The 20,960-nt window shown below is 68.7% G+C and carries 21 protein-coding genes; 6 read left to right on the top strand and 15 right to left on the bottom strand.

Annotated elements, in window-relative coordinates; translation table 11 throughout:
* Positions 1 to 63: 63 nt before the first annotated feature.
* On the top strand, positions 64 to 306 hold the full coding sequence (locus NL241_RS13940; protein WP_494397841.1) for an aldolase/citrate lyase/malate synthase family protein: 243 nt from the start codon (positions 64 to 66) through the stop codon (positions 304 to 306).
* Here the strand turns inward: NL241_RS13940 and NL241_RS13935 are convergent.
* The 7 genes from NL241_RS13935 to rimP all read right to left on the bottom strand — a co-directional run bounded on the left by NL241_RS13935 (position 303) and on the right by rimP (position 8,110).
* Positions 303 to 1,628, bottom strand: a complete 1,326-nt coding sequence (locus tag NL241_RS13935) for an MATE family efflux transporter (protein ID WP_487692362.1) — start codon at positions 1,626 to 1,628, stop codon at positions 303 to 305. The two genes, NL241_RS13940 and NL241_RS13935, sit on opposite strands and share 4 nt — an antisense overlap.
* Positions 1,621 to 2,622, bottom strand: coding sequence for a DHH family phosphoesterase (locus NL241_RS13930; protein WP_494397840.1), 1,002 nt, complete (start codon positions 2,620 to 2,622; stop codon positions 1,621 to 1,623). Before NL241_RS13930 ends, NL241_RS13935 begins: the two co-directional genes overlap by 8 nt.
* Positions 2,597 to 3,094 carry a 30S ribosome-binding factor RbfA gene (rbfA, locus tag NL241_RS13925; RefSeq protein ID WP_487692360.1) on the bottom strand — a complete coding sequence of 166 codons (498 nt, stop codon included), beginning with the start codon at positions 3,092 to 3,094 and terminating at the stop codon, positions 2,597 to 2,599. Before rbfA ends, NL241_RS13930 begins: the two co-directional genes overlap by 26 nt.
* On the bottom strand, positions 3,095 to 5,950 hold the full coding sequence (gene infB, locus NL241_RS13920; RefSeq protein WP_494397839.1) for a translation initiation factor IF-2: 2,856 nt from the start codon (positions 5,948 to 5,950) through the stop codon (positions 3,095 to 3,097).
* 89 nt (positions 5,951 to 6,039) lie between these two features.
* Complete coding sequence (locus NL241_RS13915) at positions 6,040 to 6,291, bottom strand: DUF448 domain-containing protein (RefSeq protein ID WP_487689346.1); 252 nt, start codon at positions 6,289 to 6,291, stop codon at positions 6,040 to 6,042.
* A gap of 200 nt (positions 6,292 to 6,491) precedes the next feature.
* Complete coding sequence (nusA, locus tag NL241_RS13910) at positions 6,492 to 7,535, bottom strand: transcription termination factor NusA (protein WP_487689344.1); 1,044 nt, start codon at positions 7,533 to 7,535, stop codon at positions 6,492 to 6,494.
* Positions 7,532 to 8,110 carry a ribosome maturation factor RimP gene (gene rimP / locus NL241_RS13905; protein ID WP_487689343.1) on the bottom strand — a complete coding sequence of 193 codons (579 nt, stop codon included), beginning with the start codon at positions 8,108 to 8,110 and terminating at the stop codon, positions 7,532 to 7,534. Before rimP ends, nusA begins: the two co-directional genes overlap by 4 nt.
* A gap of 142 nt (positions 8,111 to 8,252) precedes the next feature.
* Between rimP and NL241_RS13900 the strand changes: the two genes are divergently transcribed.
* Together NL241_RS13900 and NL241_RS13895 are read left to right on the top strand one after the other, a co-directional pair.
* Positions 8,253 to 8,813, top strand: a complete 561-nt coding sequence (locus tag NL241_RS13900) for a hypothetical protein (protein WP_487689341.1) — start codon at positions 8,253 to 8,255, stop codon at positions 8,811 to 8,813.
* Positions 8,810 to 9,289: a ferritin-like domain-containing protein gene (locus tag NL241_RS13895; RefSeq protein WP_494397838.1), complete on the top strand. Its 480-nt coding sequence runs from the start codon at positions 8,810 to 8,812 to the stop codon at positions 9,287 to 9,289. The genes NL241_RS13900 and NL241_RS13895 overlap by 4 nt, the downstream gene beginning before the upstream one ends.
* Here the strand turns inward: NL241_RS13895 and NL241_RS13890 are convergent, their stop codons facing one another.
* A complete protein-coding gene (locus tag NL241_RS13890; RefSeq protein WP_494397837.1) occupies positions 9,290 to 11,047 on the bottom strand; it encodes a proline--tRNA ligase in 1,758 nt (585 codons plus the stop codon).
* 207 nt (positions 11,048 to 11,254) lie between these two features.
* On the bottom strand, positions 11,255 to 11,932 hold the full coding sequence (locus NL241_RS13885; RefSeq protein ID WP_494397836.1) for a VOC family protein: 678 nt from the start codon (positions 11,930 to 11,932) through the stop codon (positions 11,255 to 11,257).
* A 235-nt stretch (positions 11,933 to 12,167) separates the two neighbouring features.
* Here NL241_RS13885 and NL241_RS13880 point away from each other — a divergent pair, with 235 nt between their 5' ends.
* A complete protein-coding gene (locus NL241_RS13880) occupies positions 12,168 to 13,052 on the top strand; it encodes an alpha/beta fold hydrolase (RefSeq protein ID WP_494397835.1) in 885 nt (294 codons plus the stop codon).
* Here the strand turns inward: NL241_RS13880 and NL241_RS13875 are convergent, their stop codons facing one another.
* The 6 genes from NL241_RS13875 to NL241_RS13850 form a co-directional block, all read right to left on the bottom strand.
* On the bottom strand, positions 13,053 to 14,630 hold the full coding sequence (locus tag NL241_RS13875; protein ID WP_487689331.1) for an MFS transporter: 1,578 nt from the start codon (positions 14,628 to 14,630) through the stop codon (positions 13,053 to 13,055).
* An 87-nt stretch (positions 14,631 to 14,717) separates the two neighbouring features.
* A complete protein-coding gene (cobA, locus tag NL241_RS13870) occupies positions 14,718 to 15,932 on the bottom strand; it encodes a uroporphyrinogen-III C-methyltransferase (RefSeq protein ID WP_494397834.1) in 1,215 nt (404 codons plus the stop codon).
* On the bottom strand, positions 15,929 to 16,117 hold the full coding sequence (locus tag NL241_RS13865) for a hypothetical protein (RefSeq protein WP_494397833.1): 189 nt from the start codon (positions 16,115 to 16,117) through the stop codon (positions 15,929 to 15,931). The genes cobA and NL241_RS13865 overlap by 4 nt, the downstream gene beginning before the upstream one ends.
* 10 nt (positions 16,118 to 16,127) lie before the next feature.
* A complete protein-coding gene (locus NL241_RS13860; protein WP_487689325.1) occupies positions 16,128 to 16,598 on the bottom strand; it encodes a GNAT family N-acetyltransferase in 471 nt (156 codons plus the stop codon).
* Positions 16,595 to 18,181: a malate dehydrogenase (quinone) gene (gene mqo / locus NL241_RS13855; protein ID WP_487689323.1), complete on the bottom strand. Its 1,587-nt coding sequence runs from the start codon at positions 18,179 to 18,181 to the stop codon at positions 16,595 to 16,597. Before mqo ends, NL241_RS13860 begins: the two co-directional genes overlap by 4 nt.
* Before the next feature lie 106 nt (positions 18,182 to 18,287).
* Positions 18,288 to 18,890: a TetR/AcrR family transcriptional regulator gene (locus tag NL241_RS13850; RefSeq protein WP_494397832.1), complete on the bottom strand. Its 603-nt coding sequence runs from the start codon at positions 18,888 to 18,890 to the stop codon at positions 18,288 to 18,290.
* An 87-nt stretch (positions 18,891 to 18,977) separates the two neighbouring features.
* Here NL241_RS13850 and NL241_RS13845 point away from each other — a divergent pair, with 87 nt between their 5' ends.
* A complete protein-coding gene (locus tag NL241_RS13845) occupies positions 18,978 to 19,904 on the top strand; it encodes a TIGR03564 family F420-dependent LLM class oxidoreductase (protein WP_487689319.1) in 927 nt (308 codons plus the stop codon).
* Positions 19,905 to 19,937: 33 nt separating this feature from the next.
* Positions 19,938 to 20,960 carry an alpha/beta hydrolase gene (locus NL241_RS13840; protein ID WP_494397831.1) on the top strand — a complete coding sequence of 341 codons (1,023 nt, stop codon included), beginning with the start codon at positions 19,938 to 19,940 and terminating at the stop codon, positions 20,958 to 20,960.

Genomic DNA, 20,960 nt, shown 5'->3' with positions numbered 1-20,960 from the left:
ACCGACTAGTCCCCCACCCCCGTCAGGACAACCGACGTCATCTCCCGGCACCGGGTGCAGCAGTTGACGGCCACCTTGAAGATCCAGGAGCAGTTCGGCGACGGTGACCCGCACCCCACCCAGGTAGCCGCCGTCCATCAGGCGCTGACACCCACCGCCGACGAAATCAACTGGGCGCAGGCCGTTGTCAACGCCTCGGACCCGGCGGCCGGCGCCACGACCGTGGACGGACACATGGTCGATCGACCCGTCCTGGTCCGGGCCCAGAACATCCTTGCGACGGCGGGTCGAGGCGCTCGGCTCTAGCCGGTCGAGGTGCCCGCAACCAACCAGCGGCCCGACAGAGTGCGCCAGCCGACGAACACCAGCCGCAGCACCATGAACAGGCTCAGGCCCGACCAGATGCCGAAAAGTCCCCAACCAAACGCCATCGACAGCCAGATCAGAGGCAGGAATCCGACCAGCGCGCTGGCCACCGTCGCGTTGCGCATGAACTTCGCATCACCGGCGCCGAGCAACACCCCGTCCAGCGCGAAAACGATTCCGGCGACCGGCAGTTGGGCCACCAGGAACCACCACGGCACATTGATCTCGTCGAGCACCGCGCGGTCATGGGTGAACAGTGCCGGCACCACCGTCGCCCCCAGCGCGAACAGCCCGGCCAACACCGCGGCCGCCACGGTCGAGAACACCGTCACCCGCCACGCCACCGTCTTCGCGTGCGGCAGATGCCCGGCCCCGAGGGCGGCGCCCACCAGGGACTGCGCGGCGATGGCCAGCGAATCCAGCACCAGCGCAAGGAAACTCCACAGCTGCAGCACCACCTGGTGCGCGGCCACCGCGGCGGCGCCGAAGCGTGCGGCCACCGCGGCCGCCGACACGAAACACGCCTGGAACGCCAGGCTGCGGATCAGGAGATCTCGGCCCATCGCCAGCTGAGCCGGCAGCACCGCGACGTCGAGCCTCAATGACACCCGTTCGACCAGCAGCGCGCGGCAGAACAGCAGCGCCGCCAGCCACTGCCCCACCAGGTTGGCCACCGCCGAGCCGGCCAACTCGAGCCGCGGCAACCCAAGCCAGCCGTACACCAGCAGCGGGCACAGGATCGCCGACACCACAAAACCCGCGATCACATACCGCAACGGTTTGGCGGTGTCCTGCACGCCACGCATCCAGCCGTTGCCCGCCAACGAGATCAAGATCGCCGGCGCGCCGAGGATGGCGATCCGCAGCCAGGGCAGCGCCGCATCCGCGATACCGGCGTCACCCGCGATCGCCGCCACCATCGGCACCGCCGCCGCCTCCACGACCGCGATGATCAGCAGCCCGAGACCCATCGCCAGCCACGTCGCCTGCACACCCTCACGGACGGCGGCGGCGCGGTCACCGGCACCGTAGAAGCGGGCGGCGCGGGCAGTGGTTCCATACGACAGGAACGTGCCCTGCGAGGCCACCAGCCCGAGCACCAAGCCACCGATGGCCAGGCCGGCCAGGCTGAGTGCGCCCAGCCGTCCGACGACCGCGATGTCGAACAGCAGATACAGCGGTTCCGCCGCCAGCACGCCGAGGGCCGGCAGAGCCAGCCCCGCGATGGTGCGGCTGGTCGGCGGTTTGTCGAGTTCAGCCAACAGCGGCGCGTAGTTCGGCGATCACGTGCTCGACGGACCCGGACGCGGAGTATCCCGCGGCCTGCCGGTGCCCGCCTCCACCGAACCCGGTGGCCACCGGTGTCAGATCGTAGGTCTTGGCCCGCATGGACACCGACCAGCTCTGCGGCGCGATCTCCTTGAACACCGCGGCCACTTCGGCCTGCTGCGTGGTGCGCACGATGTCGACGATGCTCTCGACCTCCTCGGGCCGGGCCGCAGCCCACTCCCGATGGTTGACGACGGCGAACACCAGGCCACGGCCGTCGAGCGCGTCCGGAAACATCTGCGCCGAGCCGAGAACCCGCGACAGCATCGGTAGCCACGCAAAGGGATGGGTGTCCAGCAGCGCACGGCTGATGCCGGCATTGTCCACGCCGAGGTCCACCAACCGGGCCGCCAGTCGGTGTGCCCGCGCACTGGCCCACCGGAAGGAGCCGGTGTCGGTGATCAACCCGGCATAAAGGCAGTGCGCCACCGGGCCGTCGATCGGTCGGCCCCAGGCGTCGAGCAGGTCGGCCACCAGCATCGTGGTGGAGTCGGCCGAGGGATCGACGTAGTTGGCCGTGCCGAACAATTCGTTGGAGGCGTGGTGGTCGATCACCAGCACGGGTGTGTCGCCGCTCTCCAGGAGATGCTGCAGGTCTCCGAGCCGGTTCGGGCTCGGGATGTCGACCGTCACCACCAGGTCGGGTTTCGGGTCGACGTCCTGCGGCCTCACCAGCAGCCGGCCACCCGGCAGGGTGCGCAACGAGTCCGGCAACGTGGCGGGCGCGGCGAAGCTGACGGACACGTCCTTACCGAGGTCGTCGAGCACCTGTGCGATGGCCAAGCCGGCGCCGATGGTGTCGGCATCAGGAAACACGTGACAGACGATGACAACCGTATGAGCGTGGGACAGCACCTCGATGGCGCCGTCGGCGTCCACGCGCCGACCTACCAGAGCTTGTTCAGTCTTCGGGTCGATAGCGGTCACTGGCGTCCTCAGTATCTTCTGAGCCCCCGCTCTGGTCCTCCACCCCAGGTACACGGTACGGGTCGGCGTCCCCCGCCGGCGTCGCACCCTCCCGTACCCGCGCGAGGTCGGCATCAGCCGCCCGCGCCCGAGCCAGGAGTTCCTCCATGTGTGCCGCCGCCTCGGGCACGGTGTCCAGTACGAACGACAGGGTCGGGGTGTACCGAACACCGGTCCCGGCACCGACTTTCGTGCGCAGCACACCTTTGGCACTTTCCAGCGCCGCGGCGGCACCGGCGAGATCGGGCTCGTCGTCGAGACTCGGCCCGCGCACCGTGTAGTACACCGTGGCGTCGTGCAGGTCTCCGGTGACCTTCGTGTCCGTGACGGTCACGAAGGCCAACCGGGGATCCTTGATCTCGTACTCGATCGTCGAGGCGACGATGGTGGAGATGCGCTTGGCGAGTCGCCTTGCCCGTGCAGGGTCAGCCACTTAAGTACGCGCCTTTTCCACGAGTTCGTACGTCTCGATGATGTCGCCTTCCTTGATGTCGCTGTAGGTCAGCGTGAGACCGCACTCGTAGCCTTCGCGCACCTCGGTGGCATCGTCCTTCTCGCGCTTGAGCGAGGACACCGTGAGGTTCTCGGCGACAACGATGTTGTCGCGGAGCAGGCGGGCCTTGGCGTTGCGGCGCATGATGCCCGACTGCACGAGGCAACCGGCGATGTTGCCGACCTTCGACGACCGGAAGATGGCGCGGATCTCGGCGCGGCCGAGTTCCTTCTCCTCGTAGACCGGCTTGAGCATGCCCTTGAGCGCACTCTGGATCTCGTCGATGGCCTGGTAGATCACCGAGTAGTACCGGATGTCCACACCTTCGCGGTTGGCCAGCTCGGTGGCCTTGCCCTCGGCGCGGACGTTGAAGCCGATGATGATCGCGTCCGAGGCCGACGCCAGGTTGACGTTGGTCTCGGTGACACCACCGACGCCGCGGTCGATGACGCGCAGCTCCACCTCGTCGTCGATCTCGATCCCCAGGAGGGCTTCTTCCAGCGCCTCCACGGTGCCCGAGTTGTCGCCCTTGAGGATCAGGTTCAGCTGACTGGTTTCCTTCAGCGCGGCATCCAGGTCGTCCAGGCTGATGCGCTTGCGGCTGCGTGCGGCCAGCGCGTTGCGCTTGCGCGCGCTGCGCCGATCGGCGATCTGGCGGGCGATGCGGTCTTCGTCGACAACCAGGAGGTTGTCACCGGCACCTGGCACCGACGTGAAGCCGATGACCTGCACCGGACGGGACGGCAGCGCCTCTTCGACGTCCTCGCCGTGCTCGTCGACCATGCGCCGGACACGTCCGTACGCGTCGCCGGCCACCACCGAGTCACCCACCCGCAGCGTGCCGCGCTGGATGAGCACGGTCGCCACCGGGCCGCGGCCACGGTCGAGGTGCGCCTCGATGGCCACACCCTGAGCTTCCATGTCCGGGTTGGCGCGCAGATCGAGTGCGGCGTCGGCGGTCAGGATGACCGCTTCCAGCAGCGCGTCGATGTTGGTGCCCTGCTTGGCCGAGATGTCGACGAACATGGTGTCGCCGCCGAAGTCCTCGGCCACCAGCCCGTATTCGGTGAGCTGGCCGCGGATCTTCGCCGGGTCGGCACCTTCCTTGTCGATCTTGTTGACCGCCACCACGATCGGCACATCGGCCGCCTGCGCGTGGTTGATGGCCTCGACCGTCTGCGGCATCACACCGTCATCGGCGGCCACCACAAGGATCGCGATGTCGGTGGCCTTCGCACCGCGGGCACGCATGGCGGTGAACGCCTCGTGACCGGGGGTGTCGATGAAGGTGATCAGCCGCTCGTTGCCGTCCAGGTCGACCTCGACCTGGTAAGCGCCGATGTGCTGGGTGATGCCGCCGGCCTCGCCCTCGCGGACGTTGGCCTGACGGATGCTGTCCAGCAGTCGCGTCTTGCCGTGGTCGACGTGACCCATGACGGTGACGACGGGCGGGCGGATCTGAAGGTCTTCCTCGCCGCCCTCGTCCTCGCCGTAGGTGAGGTCGAACGACTCGAGCAGTTCGCGGTCCTCGTCCTCCGGGGACACGACCTGCACCTTGAAGTTCATCTCGCTGCCGAGCAGTTCGAGGGTGTCATCGCCCACCGACTGGGTGGCGGTGACCATCTCGCCGAGGTTGAACAGTGCCTGCACCAGCGCGGCCGGGTTGGCATCGATCTTCTCGGCGAAATCGCTCAACGACGCGCCACGGGCGAGCCGGATGGTCTCACCGTTGCCGTGCGGCAACCGCACGCCACCGACGACCGGGGCCTGCATGTTCTCGTATTCGGCCCTTTTCGCGCGCTTCGACTTGCGACCGCGCCGTGGGGCGCCACCGGGACGACCGAACGCACCGGCAGCGCCACCGCGCTGACCGGGACGACCGCCGCCGCCACCGCCACCGGGACGACCGCGGAAACCGCCTGCGGCGCCACCACCGGCACCTGCACCGGCACCGGCACCTGCGCCGCCACCGCGGTAGTTACCGCCGCCACCGGCACCGCCGGGACGACCGCCACCACCGGCACCGGGGCGGGGACCGCCACCGGGACGGGGACCAGGACGGGGACCGCGCGCACCGGGTGCACCGGTGGCGGGACGCGGCGGCATGTTGCCCGGGGTGGCACGGGTGCCACCCGGACGCGGACCACCGGGGCCGGCGCCGGGACGCGGCTGCGGCCGCGGGATCGGGCGATCCACCGGCTGCTGCGAAGAGAACGGATTGTTGCCGACCCGCGGCGGGCGCGGCGCACCGGGCTTGGGGCCGCCGGCCTGTGCCGGGCCGGGTCGAGGACCGGGCGTCGGCGCAGGTCCGGGCCGTGCACCGGGGGTCGGTGCGGGACCGGGCCGAGCTGCCGGAGCTGCGGGACGAGCGCTGGCCGCCGGCGCCTGGGGAGCCGCCGGTGCTGCCGGTTCCTGCGGGGCGGGTGCTGCCGGCGGTGCCGGAGGCGCGGACGCCGCCGGTGCTGCCGGGGCGGGCGCCGCGGGCTTGGGGGCACTGGGCCGCGGACCGGGCACCGGAGAAGCGGTGGCGACACCGCCGTTGGACGGGGTGCTGCCCGAACCGCTGGAAGCGGCCGGCGACGGCCGGCCGTTGGCGGCAGCCGGCCTGGGCGCGCCGCCGCGGTCGGCGGACTTACCGCCGCCGAAAGATTCACGAAGACGTCGGGCGACGGGCGCTTCGACCGTCGACGACGCTGATTTGACGAACTCGCCCTGTTCGCTCAATCGGGCGAGAACCTGCTTACTGGTGACACCGAGTTCCTTGGCCAACTCGTGCACGCGGGCCTTACCTGCCACTACATCTCCTGTCTGGAGGCGACAGCGGTGGGTGGCGCCGCGCCTCGGGTTTAGCTATGACGCATGGTCATCGGGACTTCACGGTGTGCTCATGTTCTTCGCTGCCTGTTCTGTTGCCGTGGCGGATCGGGGACGTCAGCACCGGGAACGGCACCGACGTACTCGACCACCGCGGAGGTGTCCGGTGGACGGGTGATGCGCAACGCTCGGGCGAATGCTCGCCGCCGAATCGCTGCGTCTACACACTGCGGATCGGGATGCAACCACGCACCCCGCCCCGGAAGGTTACCGGCGGTGTCAACGATCACGGCGTCTCCGCCATTCCCGTCCGACCCCGCCACTACTCGAAGCAGTACGACGGCCAACTCTCGCTTCCGACATCCGACACACGTCCGCACCGGGCCTTTGTCACTCTTGGCAAGCGACTCCGGTGCGTTCCGGGTGTCGTTTCCGGAAGTCTCGCGCTGGATCACGGCTCAGTCTACCGTCACCACGCGCCCGTTCTAAATCCGCCGGGCAACGTGGCGGCGCAGCGGAAATATCAGTGCTCGTGCGGCGCTCCGTGCGAGTGACGTGGACCGGTGTGACCGTCGGTGTCCGGGGCCGCGTCGCTGCGGATATCGATGCGCCAGCCGGTCAGTCGGGCGGCCAACCGGGCGTTCTGGCCTTCCTTGCCGATCGCCAGCGAGAGCTGGAAGTCGGGGACCACAACCCGGGCGGCGCGGGTGTTGGCGTCGATGACCGACACCGAGACCACCTTCGCCGGGGACAGCGCGTTGGCAACGAACCGGGCGGGGTCGTCGTCGAAGTCGATGATGTCGATCTTCTCCCCCGACAGTTCGCTCATCACATTGCGCACCCGCTGGCCCATCGGGCCGATACAGGCCCCCTTGGCGTTGAGGCCGGGCAACCGGGACGCCACCGCGATCTTCGAACGGTGCCCCGCTTCGCGGGCCACCGCCACGATCTCCACGGATCCGTCCGCGATCTCGGGCACCTCGAGGGAGAACAGCTTGCGGACCAGGTTCGGGTGGGTGCGGGACAACCGGATCTGCGGCTCCCGCACACCGCGGGTCACCCCGAGGACGAAGCAGCGCAGCCGGTCCCCGTGTTCGTAGCGCTCGCCGGGTACCTGCTCGGAGGCGGGAATGACGCCCTCGGAGTACTTGGTCTCGCTGCCCATCCGCAACACCACCTCGCCGCGGGCGTTGGCGCGGGCGTCGCGCTGGATGACGCCGGCGACGATATCGCCTTCCCGCGCCGAGAATTCGCCGTAGATCTTCTCGTTCTCGGCGTCGCGGAACCGCTGCAGCATCACCTGGCGGGCCGTCGTCGCCGCGACGCGGCCGAAACCTTCGGGGGTGTCGTCCCACTCGCTGATGACCCGGCCATCGGCGTCGTGTTCACGCGCCATGACCTTGACTTCACCGGTCTTGCGGTCGATCTCGATGGTCGCGTCGGAGGAATGTCCCTCGGTGTGCCGGTACGCCGTCAGCAGGGCCGACTTGATGGTCTCCAGCAGCTCCCCTGCGGGTATGCCCCTGTCGACTTCGATGGCGTGCAGAGCTGCCATATCGATGTTCATGTTCCGGCCTCCGTTCCGGCGGCTCCGGCGTCCGTGCCGACCTGGCCCACCAAGTCCAGCTCACGCTGGCTCGGAGGTGAAAAATCAACTTGCACAACAGCTTTGGTCACATCATTGAGCGCTACCTCGCGCACCGCCCAGGTGCTCGCCCCCTTGCTGCCCTTGGGCACCACCAGCTGCAGGACCGCGGTGCCGGTCCCGGTGGCGACGCCCGCTATCCGGCCGGTGAGCCGTTCACCGCCGCCGAGCTGCACTTCGACCCTGCGTCCGTGGGCGCGCCGGAAGTGTTTCTCGGTGGTCAGGGGCCGCTCGACTCCGGGTGAGCTGACCTCCAGGACGTACGGCTCGGCTGCCTCGGGCAGGGTGTCGAGCAGCTGAGACGCGATACGCGACAGTTCGGCCACGGTGTCGAGATCAAGTGGGTTGTCACCGTCGGCGACCACCACGATCCGAGCGGGACGCGTTGCCGCCTCCACCCGCACATCCTCGATTTCGTAACCGGCACGCACGAATTCATCTTCGAGTAGCTCGATCACCTGGGGCGGTGAGGGCAGTCCCCTGGACCGCTCAGTCACGGCGAGCTCCTCATCTTGAGTTGTCCGGTCATGGTTTCGTCTTCGTTCGGCGCCCCGTGGTGGTCGCGCCGAACCCAGCCATCCACGATACGCCAGGAAAACTGCGAAGAACCCCAAAAGGCCACGCGGGAACGGGGACGTCATGGGATGGCAGGATGAGCCTGTGCTCGGCGTCGTTCACCCCGTCAACGGGACATTCCGCAGGCGGGACGTGCTGGTGGGAGCCGGTCGCGGCGCGCTCGGGCTGGCGCTTGTGGCGTTGACCACCTCAGCCTGCGCCAGTGAGCCACCCCCCGATGTCGAGGAGCTGCGGGCTCAACTCGCGCTGGCCAACAGCGACAGCGAGCTGGCCCGCGCCGCCGCCCCGGCCGCACCCCGCGCCGTGGTCCCGGCACTGACCCAAATCGCAAGCGAGCGGGCCCGGCACGCCCAGGCACTGGCCGACGAGATCTCCCGCACCCTGGGCACCCTGGTTCCGGTGACGCCGACGAGTACGGCGTCCGAGACGCCGTCGAGCACCCCGGCTCCGACGCGCCCGCCGTCGATCGACGACGTGGTGGCCGCATTGCGGACGGCCGCCGACAGCGCGGCCGCATACGCCGCGCGCGAATCGGGGTACCGAGCCGGCCTGCTGGGGTCGATCGCCGCGTCGTGTACGGCCGCATACACCGTGGCACTGCCCGCGCAGAGGCCGGCGCAGTGACGTCCGCCGAACCCACGCCCTCATCCGATCCCGCTCGCCCGGCCGCGCCCGCGGCCGCCGCGCTGTACGACGCGCTGACCACCGAGCACGCGACCATCTACGGCTACGGCATCGTCTCCGCGCATTCGACGCCGGAGGACAACTGGCTGGTGGCCCAAGCGATCGCCCGGCACCGCGAACAACGCGAGGCGCTGCTGGCCATGCTGGCCGCGCAGTCGGTGGACCCGCCGTTGGCGGCCCCCGGCTACCAGCTGCCGTCGGTGGTCAACGACCCGAGCGAGGCCGCGGGCCTGGCACTACAGATGGAGAACGACGCAGCCGTGGCCTGGCGCGCCGTCCTCGAGCAGGCCACCAGCCAATCGGACCGCGAATACGCGGTGAAGGCGCTGACGCACAGCGCCGTCCTGGCGGGCCGCTGGCAGAAGGTGCTCGGCGTGTGGCCGGTCACCGAGGCGTTTCCGGGCGGCCCCGAGTGATCAGGCGCTGAGCGCGGCGGCGATGTCGGTCGCTGCCGACTCGACGGGCACCTCGCGGGTCTCTCCGCTGAACCGGTTCCGCAGCTCCACCACTCCGTTGGCCCACCCGCGGCCCACGACCACCACCCACGGCATGCCGAGCAGTTCGGCGTCTTTGAACTTGACCCCGGGCGAGGCGGTCCGGTCGTCCAGCAGTACCTCCAGACCCAGCCGGTCCAGTGCGGTGGCGAGCTCTTCTGCTCCGGTCCGCGCCTCGGCGTCCTTGTTGGCGATCACCAGATGCAGGTCGAAAGGCGCGATCGACGCCGGCCAACGTAGACCGAGCTGATCATGCTGCTGTTCGGCGACCACGGCGACCAGGCGGGAGACACCGATGCCGTACGAGCCCATGGTGAGGCGCACGGGTTTACCGTCCTCGCCCAGAACGTCGGCGGCGAAGGCCTCGGTGTACTTGCGGCCCAGCTGGAAGATGTGACCTATCTCGATGCCACGCGCCGACACCAGCGGTCCGGCACCGTCCGGTGACGGGTCGCCATCGCGTACGTCGGCGGCCTCGATGGTGCCGTCGGGTGTGAAGTCGCGGCCCGCGACCATGCCGACGATGTGCCTGTTGGGCGCGTCGGCACCGGTGATCCACGCCGTGCCGTCCACGATGCGCGGGTCCACCAGGAATCGAATCCCGTTGTCCAGCAACGCTTTCGGACCGACATAACCTTTCACCAGGAAGGGATGCTTGGCAAAGTCGGCGTCGTCGAGCAGCGCGTACTCGGCAGGTTCCAGCGCCGCGCCCAGCCGCTTCTCGTCGACGTCGCGGTCACCGGGCACACCGACGCCCAGCAGCTCCCAGTCGCCGCCGGGCTGACGGGTCTTGAGCAGGACGTTCTTCAAGGTGTCCGCGGCGGTCACCTGGCGACCCTCGAACTGGGGCAGGTTGGCGCTGTTCGCCCAGTCGACCAAGGTGGCGATGGTGGGCGCGTCCGGGGTGTCATGCACCACCGCGTCGGGCTGGCCGTCGAGGGGAAGCGCCGCCGGCACCTGCGTGATGACGGCCTCGACATTGGCCGCGTAGCCGGACTCCAGGCACCGGACGAAAGTGTCCTCGCCGACCTCACTCTCGGCGAGGAATTCCTCGGATGCGCTGCCGCCCATGGCGCCCGATACCGCGGACACGATGACATAGCGCACGTCGAGCCGGGCGAAGATCTTCTGGTACGCCTCACGGTGTGCGTGGTAGGCGTTCTTCAGGCCGTCGTCGTCGACGTCGAAGGAGTACGAGTCCTTCATCAGGAACTCACGGCCGCGCAAGATGCCGGCCCGCGGGCGGGCCTCGTCGCGGTACTTGTTCTGGATCTGGAAGAGGATCAGCGGGAAGTCCTTGTAGGAGCTGTACTCCCCTTTGACGGTGAGGGTGAACAGCTCCTCGTGGGTGGGTCCGAGCAGGTAGTCGTTCTTCCGACGGTCCTTGACGCGGAACAGGTTGTCGCCGTACTCGGTCCACCGGTTGGTGGTTTCGTACGGCGCCCGCGGCAGCAGGGCGGGGAACAGGATCTCTTGCCCGCCGATGTGCGCCATCTCCTCGCGGATGACCTTCTCGATCTTGCGCAGCACCCGCAGCCCCAGCGGCAACCAGCTGTACAGGCCGGGCCCCACGGGTCGGACGTAGCCGGCGCGGATGAGCAACTTGTGGCTGGGGACCTCGGCGTCGGCCGGGTCGTCACGAAGGGTTCGAAGAAACAGCTCCGACATGCGGGTGATCACAGCGGGCAAGCCTAGCCGCACGCCGATGCGGGGCGAGGCACGAGCCCAGCTGAGAAGTGCGGCAATCCGGCCCCGCCGCACGCCGATGCGGGGCGAGGCACGAGCCCAGCTGAGAAGTGCGGCAATCCGGCCCCGCCGCACGCCGATGCGGGGCGAGGCACGAGCCCAGCTGAGAAGTGCGGCAATTGCACCCCGCCGCACGCAGGTTCAGTCCCGACCCTGCCAGGTGCAGATGCAGGCCTCGTTGCCTTCGGGATCCGCCAGCACCCACCACGCAGGTGCCGCGCTGTCGTTGACGAGCGTGCCGCCGGCAGCCAGGGCAGCGTCGATGCGGGCCGCTGCCAGCTCGGGTGCCACGTCGACGTCAAGGTGGATGCGGTTGCGTTGCGGGCGCGGGGTGTCCATCTGCTGGAACCAGATCGCCGGGCCGCGGCGCAGCGGGTCCAGGAGCGCACCCTCGGGCAGGTCCGGGGCGGCCGGTTCGTCGACATAGCCGGTGACGGCCTGCCAGAACGGCCTGATCGCGGCGATGTCGAGGGCGTCGATGGCGATCTCGACGGCCTGTGGCACGGCCGACGCGTCTCCGGGCTGGGTGTCCACCGCAGCGCTGATGCGTTCCGCAATGAGGATGTCGCGGCCGGTCACGGCACCCGTCGTCCGGGTGTGCAGACGCAGTACCACACGGTCATCGTGCAGGTCGGCCGTCAAGTGTCCCGCACCGTCGACCCCCGCCGCGTCGACCGCGGCACGGGCGGTGTCCACCGCAGCGCTCAGCGATCGCACCGGCACATGGGTGATCAGAACGCCGAGGATCAGCCGCCACCCCAGCGGATCGGTGAGCTGCGAGATCTGGCCGCGGGTCGGTGTCGCGTCCGGGCCGATCATGCTGCGAGGCGAGAATCGAGGTTATCCACAGGAGTTGTGCACAGGTGTGGAGAACTTACATCCATGTGATTTCTCCGCCAGAGTCGTCCTGTGCGCCGTGACGGGGCGCACAGGTTCGGCATTGAGGTGACTTCTACCCCAACGCGGATCCCGCCAAACACATTCCGTAGAGAGGTTTATTCGGCCGCCATGTGCCGCGGTTTGGGCGCCGGCGCAGCCGGGGAAAGGCCAACAGGTGACATCCGACAGTTTTGCCGCTCCCCGTCACCGGCGTGTTCAGGTCGCGGGTACAGACACCTTCTACCGGGAAGCCGGCCCACCGGACGGCGACGTCATGCTGCTCCCCCACGGCTACCCGTGTTCGTCGTACGCCTTCCGCCACCTGTTGCCCGCGCTGGGTGACCACTGGCGGCTGGTGGCCCCTGATCTGCCTGGCTTCGGCTACACCGGCACACCGTCGCCACACGATTTCGGTTACACCTTCGGTGCGTACGCCCAGTTCCTGCAGCAGTTCGCCGAAACCCTGGACCTACAGCGTTACGTACTCTGGCTCCACGATTACGGCTCCCAGTTCGGACTACAGCTGGCGATGGCGGCGCCCGAGCGCGTCGCGGGCCTGATCCTCCAGAACGGCGACATCTACCCCGATGCGTTCGGACCCAAGTACGACTTCTTGAAGCAAGCCTGGAGCAACCCGGGTCCGCAAGCGCGGCGCACGATCGCCGAGCATGTGACGCTGGAAGGCTTCAAGAGTGAATTCGTCGGTGAGCTGCCTGCCCAGCTGGCCGACCGGATCAGCCCCGACCTGTGGACGCTGCACTGGTCGCTGATGTCGACGCCGGAACGGGTGGCCAACCTGATCCGGCTGCTGGAGGATCAACCCTCCACGCTGGAGTGGATGCCCGGCGAGCAGGCCTACCTGCGGCAGCACACGCCGCCGACGCTGATCGTGTGGGGCGCCAACGACGGGTACATGCCGGAGCGCTCCGCGCGTGCGTACCTGGCTGACCTCCCCGAGGCCGAGCTGCACGTCTTCGACGGCGGGCACTGGCTGCTGGAGACGCACTTGGGCGAGGTGGTGCCGCTGGTGCGGGATTTCCTGGCCCGGGTGTACGGCTGACTACAGCTCGCCGGCGTCGATCGCGTCCTTGACTTCCTGGGCGTGAGCGACCTGCTTGGCGGTGTAGCCGATGAACAGCGCGGCGCCACCCACCAGGACCGCAACGGCGGCCACCCACAGCAGGCCGTAGGTGTAGCCGGCGTCGAGAGCGTTCAGCTGCGCCTCGTTCATGTCCTTCACCGGCCCGGTGGTACCACCGAGGTAGAGGGTGCGTGAGGTGATGACCGCCTGAATGATGGCCAGTACCACGGGCCCGCCGAGGTTCTGCAGCATCAGCGCGATGGCCGAGACGGGGCCGATCTGGTCGAAGCCCACACCGGCGATCGCCGAGACCGTCAGCGGCACCACGATCATGCCGATACCGAAACCGCCGACCGTGATCGGCAGGACCAGGTTCGGGAAGTACGGAATATCGCCGGTGAGGGTCGACCCGTAGAGCATCGCCGCGAGCACCAGGATGCCGCCGCCGATCACCAACACCCGCGGCGGGAACTTCGACACCAGCACCGAGGACAGGCCCAAGCCGATACCCAGCGCAATCACGAACGGGATGAAGCCGATGCCGGCCTTCAGGGCGCTGTAACCCATGATGTCCTGCACGTACAGGCCGATCAGCACCGTCAGCGTGAACATCACGCCGCCGGCCAGGAACACCGCGTAGAAGGTGGCCACCCGGTTGCGGTCCCGGAACAGCGCAAAGGGCACGACGGGGTTCTCTGCGGTGCGCTCGACGTAGACGAAAGCGACGAACGCGAGCACCGCGACGACGCCCGATCCGATGGTGAGCGGGGTGAGCCAGCCGTTCTCCGGGCCTTGGGTGAAGCCGAACACCGCGGCCGTGCAGCCGAGGGTGGCCAGCAGGGCACCGGCGGCGTCGAGCTTCATGCGCTCTTTGTTGGTCTCGCGCAGCGTGGTGTAGGCGAGGTACAGCATCAACAGCCCGATCGGCACGTTCACCAGGAAGGCCAACCGCCAGGACACCTCGGTGAGTGCACCGCCGACCACCAGACCCATCACCGAGCCGACGCCGGTCATGGCGGCGAACACGGCGGTGGCGGCGTTGCGGGCGGGGCCCTTGGGGAAGGTGGTGGCCACCAGCGCCAGGCCGGTCGGTGAGGCGATGGCCGCGCCGACACCCTGCAGCAGCCGGGCGACCACGAGAGTGCCCTCGCTCCAGGCGATCCCACACAGGATCGAGGCGATGGTGAACAGTGCGACACCGACGATGAAGGTGCGCTTACGGCCGATGGTGTCGCCGAGGCGACCACCCAGCAGCATCAGCCCGCCGAAGGTCAGCACGTACGCAGTGATCACCCAGCTGCGGCCGGCGTCGGACAGGCCGAGTTCGTCCTGGATCTGCGGCAGCGCGACGATGGCGATGGTGCTGTCCATGGTGGCCAGCAGCTGCATGCCGCCGATGGCGATCACTGCGTAGATGAAACGTCGCGACGGCAGCCAGCTCGGGATCTTGCTCGTTCGCTGGACCGGCGATTGCTCCACCTTCACCGGCAGCGCGCGGTCCGAGCCGGCAGCGCGTGCTTCCGCGTGTGCCCGCTCGGCGTCGTTGAGAGCCGTCATACCGAGCTACCCTACAGTAATCTTAAGAGTTGTTTAAAGCTCGGAACGGTCACAGAACCGCCGGGACGGGCTCCTCGCGGCCTCGGCCTAGGCCGTTCCCACGCCCACCACCGCGCCGATCACGATGATCGCCGGAGGCCGGATCCCCTCGGACCGGATCACTTCGGCCGCGTCGGCCAGCGTGGCCCGCACCACCCGTTCGGCGGACGTGGTGCCGTGCTGCACCACCAGCACCGGCGTCTCCGGCGGGCGCCCTCCGTCCCGCAGGACCTGCGCGAACAGTTCGATCCGTTCCACCGCCATGAGCAGCACGATCGTGCCCGTCATGGCCGCTAGCGCGTTCCAGTTCACCAGCGATTCGGGGTGGTCCGGGGCCAGGTGGCCGCTGACGACGACGAATTCGTGGTTCACCGCGCGATGGGTGACGGGCACGCCCGCGGCTGCCGGGACCGCGATCGCGCTCGTGACTCCCGGCACCACTGTGACCGGGACCCCAGCCGCGGTGCAGGCGAGGACTTCCTCATATCCGCGTGCGAAGACGAACGGATCGCCGCCCTTGAGCCGCACGACGAAGTGCCCGGCCTTGGCCCGATTTATGAGAACGTCGTTAATTGCCTCCTGGGCCATCGCGCGGCCGTACGGGATCTTGGCGGCGTCGATCACCTCCACATGCGGCGGCAGCTCGGCCAGTAGCTGGGGAGGCGCCAGCCGGTCGGCGACCACCACATCGGCCTGGGCCAGCAGGCGGCGACCCCGGACGGTGATCAGTTCCGGGTCGCCGGGTCCGCCGCCCACCAGGGCCACACTCCCCCGCAGATCATTGGCCGTCTCGGCCATCGCTTCGGTGGTGGTCAGCACCCCGGTCTGCAGCGCTTCGTGGATGGCGGTCCGGATGGCCGCCGATCGGCGATGTTCGCCACCGGCCAGCACCCCCACGGACAGTCCTGCGTGGTCGAAGGTGGCGGGAGTGACTGCGGACCCTTCGACAGCGATGTCGGCGCGCACGCAGAAAATGCGGTTGCGTTCGGCTTCGGCCACGATCGCGGCGTTGGTCGGCGGCTCATCGGTGGCGGCGATGGCGTACCAGGCGCCATCCAGATCGCCGTCGCGGTACTCGCGCAGCTCCAAGGTGATGCCTTCCATCGCCTCCACAGCGGGGGTGGCGGCGCGGGTGATGACATGGACGTCGGCACCGGAGTCGACGAGCAGGCCCAGCCGGCGTTGCGCCACCGATCCCCCGCCGACGACGACGACTTTCTTGCCGGCGAGGCGGACCCCGATCAGGTAGGCGTTCTCGGTCACCCGGCGAGCTTAAAGGGTGCGGTGTGCGCGACGAAGCGACGCACGGACCGCGGGTGCGCGGCGACGGGGCCGTCCGGCAGGCGGTACGCCCACGCCGGCGCGGTCTCGGAAGTGAAATCCAGTGTGGTGCTCTGGAGTTCGTGACCCGGTGACGAGTAGCCCACCGCGATCGCGGAACTGCTCACGTGCGGATGATCACGCCTGATCCTCGGTGCGGCTTCCCGGCCGGAGCATCGGCACGTGCGGGATCCCGTCATCGAGGTACTCGTCACCGTCGCGGACGAACCCGTGGGCGGTGTACATCTCCAGCAGATAGGTCTGCGCGTCGATCCGGCAGCTGTAGTCACCCACTTCGGCGAGAGCAGCCTGCAGCAGCCGGGTGGTGTGCCCCTGACCGCGTGCGGACTGTTTGGTGCACACCCGACCGATGCGGAAGGACTTGCCACCCCCGGCGTGCTCCTCCATCAGGCGCAGCGTGCTGATGACTTCGCCCTCGGGGGCCTCGAGCCAGAAGTGGCGGGTTTCGGGCAGCAGGTCCCGGCCGTCCAATTCCGGGTAGGCGCAGGCCTGTTCGACGACGAACACCTCGACGCGTAGCTTCAGCAGCTCATACAGGGTGGCCGCGCTGAGGTCCTGCGCCCACTTGCGGCGCAACGCAACCGTCACACCACTCCTGCCGGTTCGGGATCATCGGTGTCCGAGGCCGACACCGAGTGGTCGGACCCCGCTTTGAGCGCGGCCGCAGCCGTGTCGCCACCGGCCTCCAGACCGAGGATCTTGGTGCCCCGCGCCCAGACTTCGGCGAACAGCTCCGGCTCGTTGGAGAGCTCGACACCCAGCGACGGGATCATCTCTTTGAGCCTGGGCTGCCACGCCTGATAGCGCTGGCCGAAGCAGCGCTCCAGCACGTCCAGCATCGCGGGCACCGCGGTGGACGCACCGGGTGAGGCGCCCAGCAGACCGGCGATGCTGCCGTCGGAGGCGGCCAGCACGGTGGTACCGAACTCCAGCGTGCCAGCGGGTCCCTTTCCGCCCTGCTTGGGCTTGATGACCTGCACACGCTGACCCGCCACCGACAGCTCCCAATCGGAATCGACTGCGCTGGGGGCGAATTCACGCAGAGCGTCCACCCGGTCGGCTTCGGAGAGCCTGAGCTGTTTGATGAGGTAGTTGACCAGGCTCATCTGCGACAGACCCACCCCGAGCATCGAGGCCAGGTTGTGCGGCTTGACCGACAGTGGCAGATCGGTGACCTTGCCCTGCTTCAGGAACTTCGGCGACCAGCCGGCGAACGGGCCGAACAACAGCCACGGCTTGCCGTTGATGATCCGGGTGTCCAGGTGCGGGGCGGACATCGGCGGAGCGCCCAGCGGCGGAAAGCCGTACACCTTGGCGCGGTGGCCTGCGGCCACAACCGGATTGGAGGTACGCAGGAACTGCCCGCCGACCGGGAAACCGCCGTACCCCTTGGCCTCGCTGATGCCCGACTTCTGCAGCAGCGGCAGCGCGTCGCCGCCGGCTCCGACGAAGATGAACTTGGTGTTGATGGTGCGCTTGGCACCCGTGCGCCGGTTGGTGACCTTGACGTTCCAGCTGCCGTCGGACTGCTTGGACAGGTCGCGCACCTCATGACCGAACAGGGCGGTGGTGCCGCTGCGAACCCCGTACCCGATGAGTTGCTTTGCCAGTGAACCGAAGTCGATATCGGTGCCGTCGGTGGTCCAGTTCAGCGCCACCGGCTCGGAGAAGTTGCGCTTGGCGGCCATAAACGGCAGCCGGCGGGCGAACTCGTCCGGGTCGTTGATGAACTCGGTGGTGGCGAACAGCGGGTTGGACGCCAGTGCGTCGCGCCGCTTACGCAGGTACTCGACGCGACTGGACCCATGGACGAAGCTGACGTGAGGTACCGCGTTGATGAAGCTGCGGGCGTCGGTCAGGATGCCGGTCTCGATGGCGTGCGCCCAGAATTGCCGCGACACCTGGAACTGTTCGTTGACGTGGACGGCCTTGGTGATGTCGATGGTGCCGTCGGACTTCTCCGGGGTGTAGTTGAGCTCGCAGAGCGCCGAGTGCCCGGTACCGGCGTTGTTCCACGGGTCGCTGCTCTCGGCGGCGGCGCCATCGAGGCGTTCGATCAGCGTGATGGACCAGTTGGGTTCCACGATCCGCAGCAACGCGCCCAACGTGGCGCTCATGATGCCGGCGCCGACGAGTACGACGTCTGTCTTGGCTACCTGGGCGTCTGACACGAGTTCAACTGTCCTTCGCAATCGTGCGGCCGTCGCAGCGATGCGTGCGCATCGACGACGTTGTAGTGCCAGGTTATCCCGCCGCGGTTGACCTCAACCCGGCGAGTCAGGTGATTTCAGTCGCCCGGCGGGGCGCAGCGGCCGGCCGTAACCCGTCGATGAGGATCTGCACCAGCCGTTGTTGCTTGTGTTCGTCGCGGTCCGGCTGCTCACCAACCCAGGCGATTGCAGCCGCCATGTCGAGCACATCGCCGATATCGGCGTCGGCACGCAACTCCCCGGCGGCGACCGCCTGGGCCAGCAGCACAGCACCCGCCGCCCGGGCCGCGCGACAGGCGTCCTTACCGTCGTCATCGTCCTCGGGAGGGGCCACCAGGCTGCGCGCCAGCCCCTCGAACATGCCGCCTTGGCAGATGTAGGCCTGCACCCACCGGCGCAACGCAGCGACCGGGTCGGCGCTGCCGGCCAGCTCTGTCCCCAGCGCCGCGATCTCCCGCAGGCCGTTCTCGATCACCGCGAGAACCAGCAGGTCCCGGGTCGGGAAGTGCCGGTACAGCGTGCCGGGTCCGACGCCGGCACTGCGGGCGATGTCGTCCAGGGATGCCGTGACGCCCGCCCGCAGGAAGGCGTCGTGGGCCGCCTCGATCACCCGGCGCCGGTTGCGGGCGGCGTCGGAGCGCAACGGTCGCGCGGGTGGCGCGGATGCCATGTCGGTCCTTCCCCTCGACAAACGGAGACTCTCTCCATATATTGACCGGAGACTGCCTCCGAATACTACCGACCCTGGGAGATGACCATGCGTATCACCGCGATGACCGTGCCCGACCCGGGCACTCCCGACGGTCTCACCGGCGTGCTCTCCGCGATCTCCGACGCCGAGCGGGCCGGGTTCAGCCGGGTCTGGCTGCCGCAGCTGCCGGCGTTACCCGGTGTCGCCGCCTGGGACGCGCTGATGGTCCTGGCCCTGGCGGGACGGCAGAACACCACGATCGAGCTGGCCACGGGTGTGTCCATCGCCTACCACCAGCATCCCCTGACCCTGGCGCGGCAGGCGCTGACGGCCAACGCGGCTGTCGGCGGCAGACTGACCCTCGGACTCGGCGTCAGCCATCCGTCGATGATCGAGGCGCTGGGCTACTCCTACGAACGGCCCGCGGCATATCTGCGGGAGTTCCTCGAGATCCTCAACCCGGCGCTGGCCGGCCACCCCGTGGACCACCACGGGTCCCGGCTGACAGCCGTCGGGCAGGTCGACCTGCAGGGGGCACCGGCACCGCCGGTGGTCCTGGCTGCTCTCGGTCCTCGGATGCTGGAGCTGGCCGGCGCACTGAGCGACGGCACCGTCACCACCTGGACCGGCCCGAAGACCCTCGGCACCGCCATCGTGCCGCGCATCACCAAGGCCGCGGCGGCCGCGGGCCGGCCGGCCCCCCAGGTGATCGCCGGCCTGCCGGTGGTGGTGACCTCTGATGCCGGCGCCGCCCGGGAGTCGCTGGCCGCCACCTTCGCGATCGCCAACGACGCGCCCGCCTACCGCGCGGTACTCGACGCCGAAGGCGTCAGCAGCGTCGCCGACGTGAGCATCGTCGGCGATGAAGAGCAGGTGAGCGCGCAACTGGGCCGGTTCGCCGACGCCGGCGTCACCGAGTTCGTCGCATCTGCGCACGGTGACGCGGCCACGGTGGCACGCACCACGGCGCTGCTGTCGTCCCTACAGATCTGACCGGAGCAGGTCGCTCGTGGTTAAGGTGAATCCGTGACGGCATGGGAACCAGACGTGCTCCCCGGTTACCTCAAGACCACCATCGAACTGGGCGCCGATCCGCACGGCGAAGGTGACCTGGTGGCAACTCTGGTACGGCCCGAGCGGACCACCCGTGCGCGCCATGCCGTGCTGGCCGTGCACGGATACACCGACTACTTCTTCAACACCGAACTCGCCGACCGGTTCAGCGCGCGGGGGTTCACTTTCTACGGCCTGGACCTACACAAGTGCGGCCGGTCCTGGCGGGAGGGACAGACCCCCCACTTCACCACCGACCTGGCACGTTATGACAACGAACTCGAGCACGCCCTCGAGATCATCCGCGCGGAAACGGATTCGGCAACGGTGTGTGTGTACGGCCATTCCGCGGGCGGGCTGATCGTCACGCTGTGGCTGGACCGCCTGCGCCGACGCGGCCTCACCGAGGCGCTCGGCGTGGGCGCCCTGGTGCTCAACAGTCCGTTCTTCGACCTGCACGGCCCCGCGATCCTGCGGACGCCGCCCACCGGCGCCGCCCTGATGGGCCTGGCCCGGCTGCGGAAACTGCACGTCATCCGCAAGCCCACTCCGGGTGGTTACGGAACATCCCTGCACCGCAACTACTCCGGGGAGTTCGACTACGACCTCACCTGGAAACCGGTGGGCGGGTTCCCGGTGACCTTCGGCTGGATCAACGCCATCCGGCGAGGACAGTCCCGGCTGCACCGCGGCCTCGATGTCGGGGTGCCCAACCTGATCCTGCGCTCTGACCGCAGTGTGCCCGAGGCGCGCGGAGCCGCCGACAGCACAGCGATCCAGACCGGGGACGCCGTGCTCGATGTGCGCCAGATCGCCCGGTGGGCCGGCTGCGTGGGCGGCACCCACACCACGGTGGCACCGATCGTGGACGCCAAACACGATGTGTTCCTGTCACTCTCAGCTCCACGCGAGGCCTCCTACCGGGAACTGGACCGCTGGTTGGATCACTACCTGGTCGCGTCAGAGAACACCCCGACCCCTTCCGGACAGGATTGA

The sequence above is a fragment of the Mycolicibacterium sp. SMGY-1XX genome (assembly GCF_059132455.1).
Note: the sequence above shows the minus strand (reverse complement) of the source record. Positions and strands in the feature narration are given on the sequence as shown.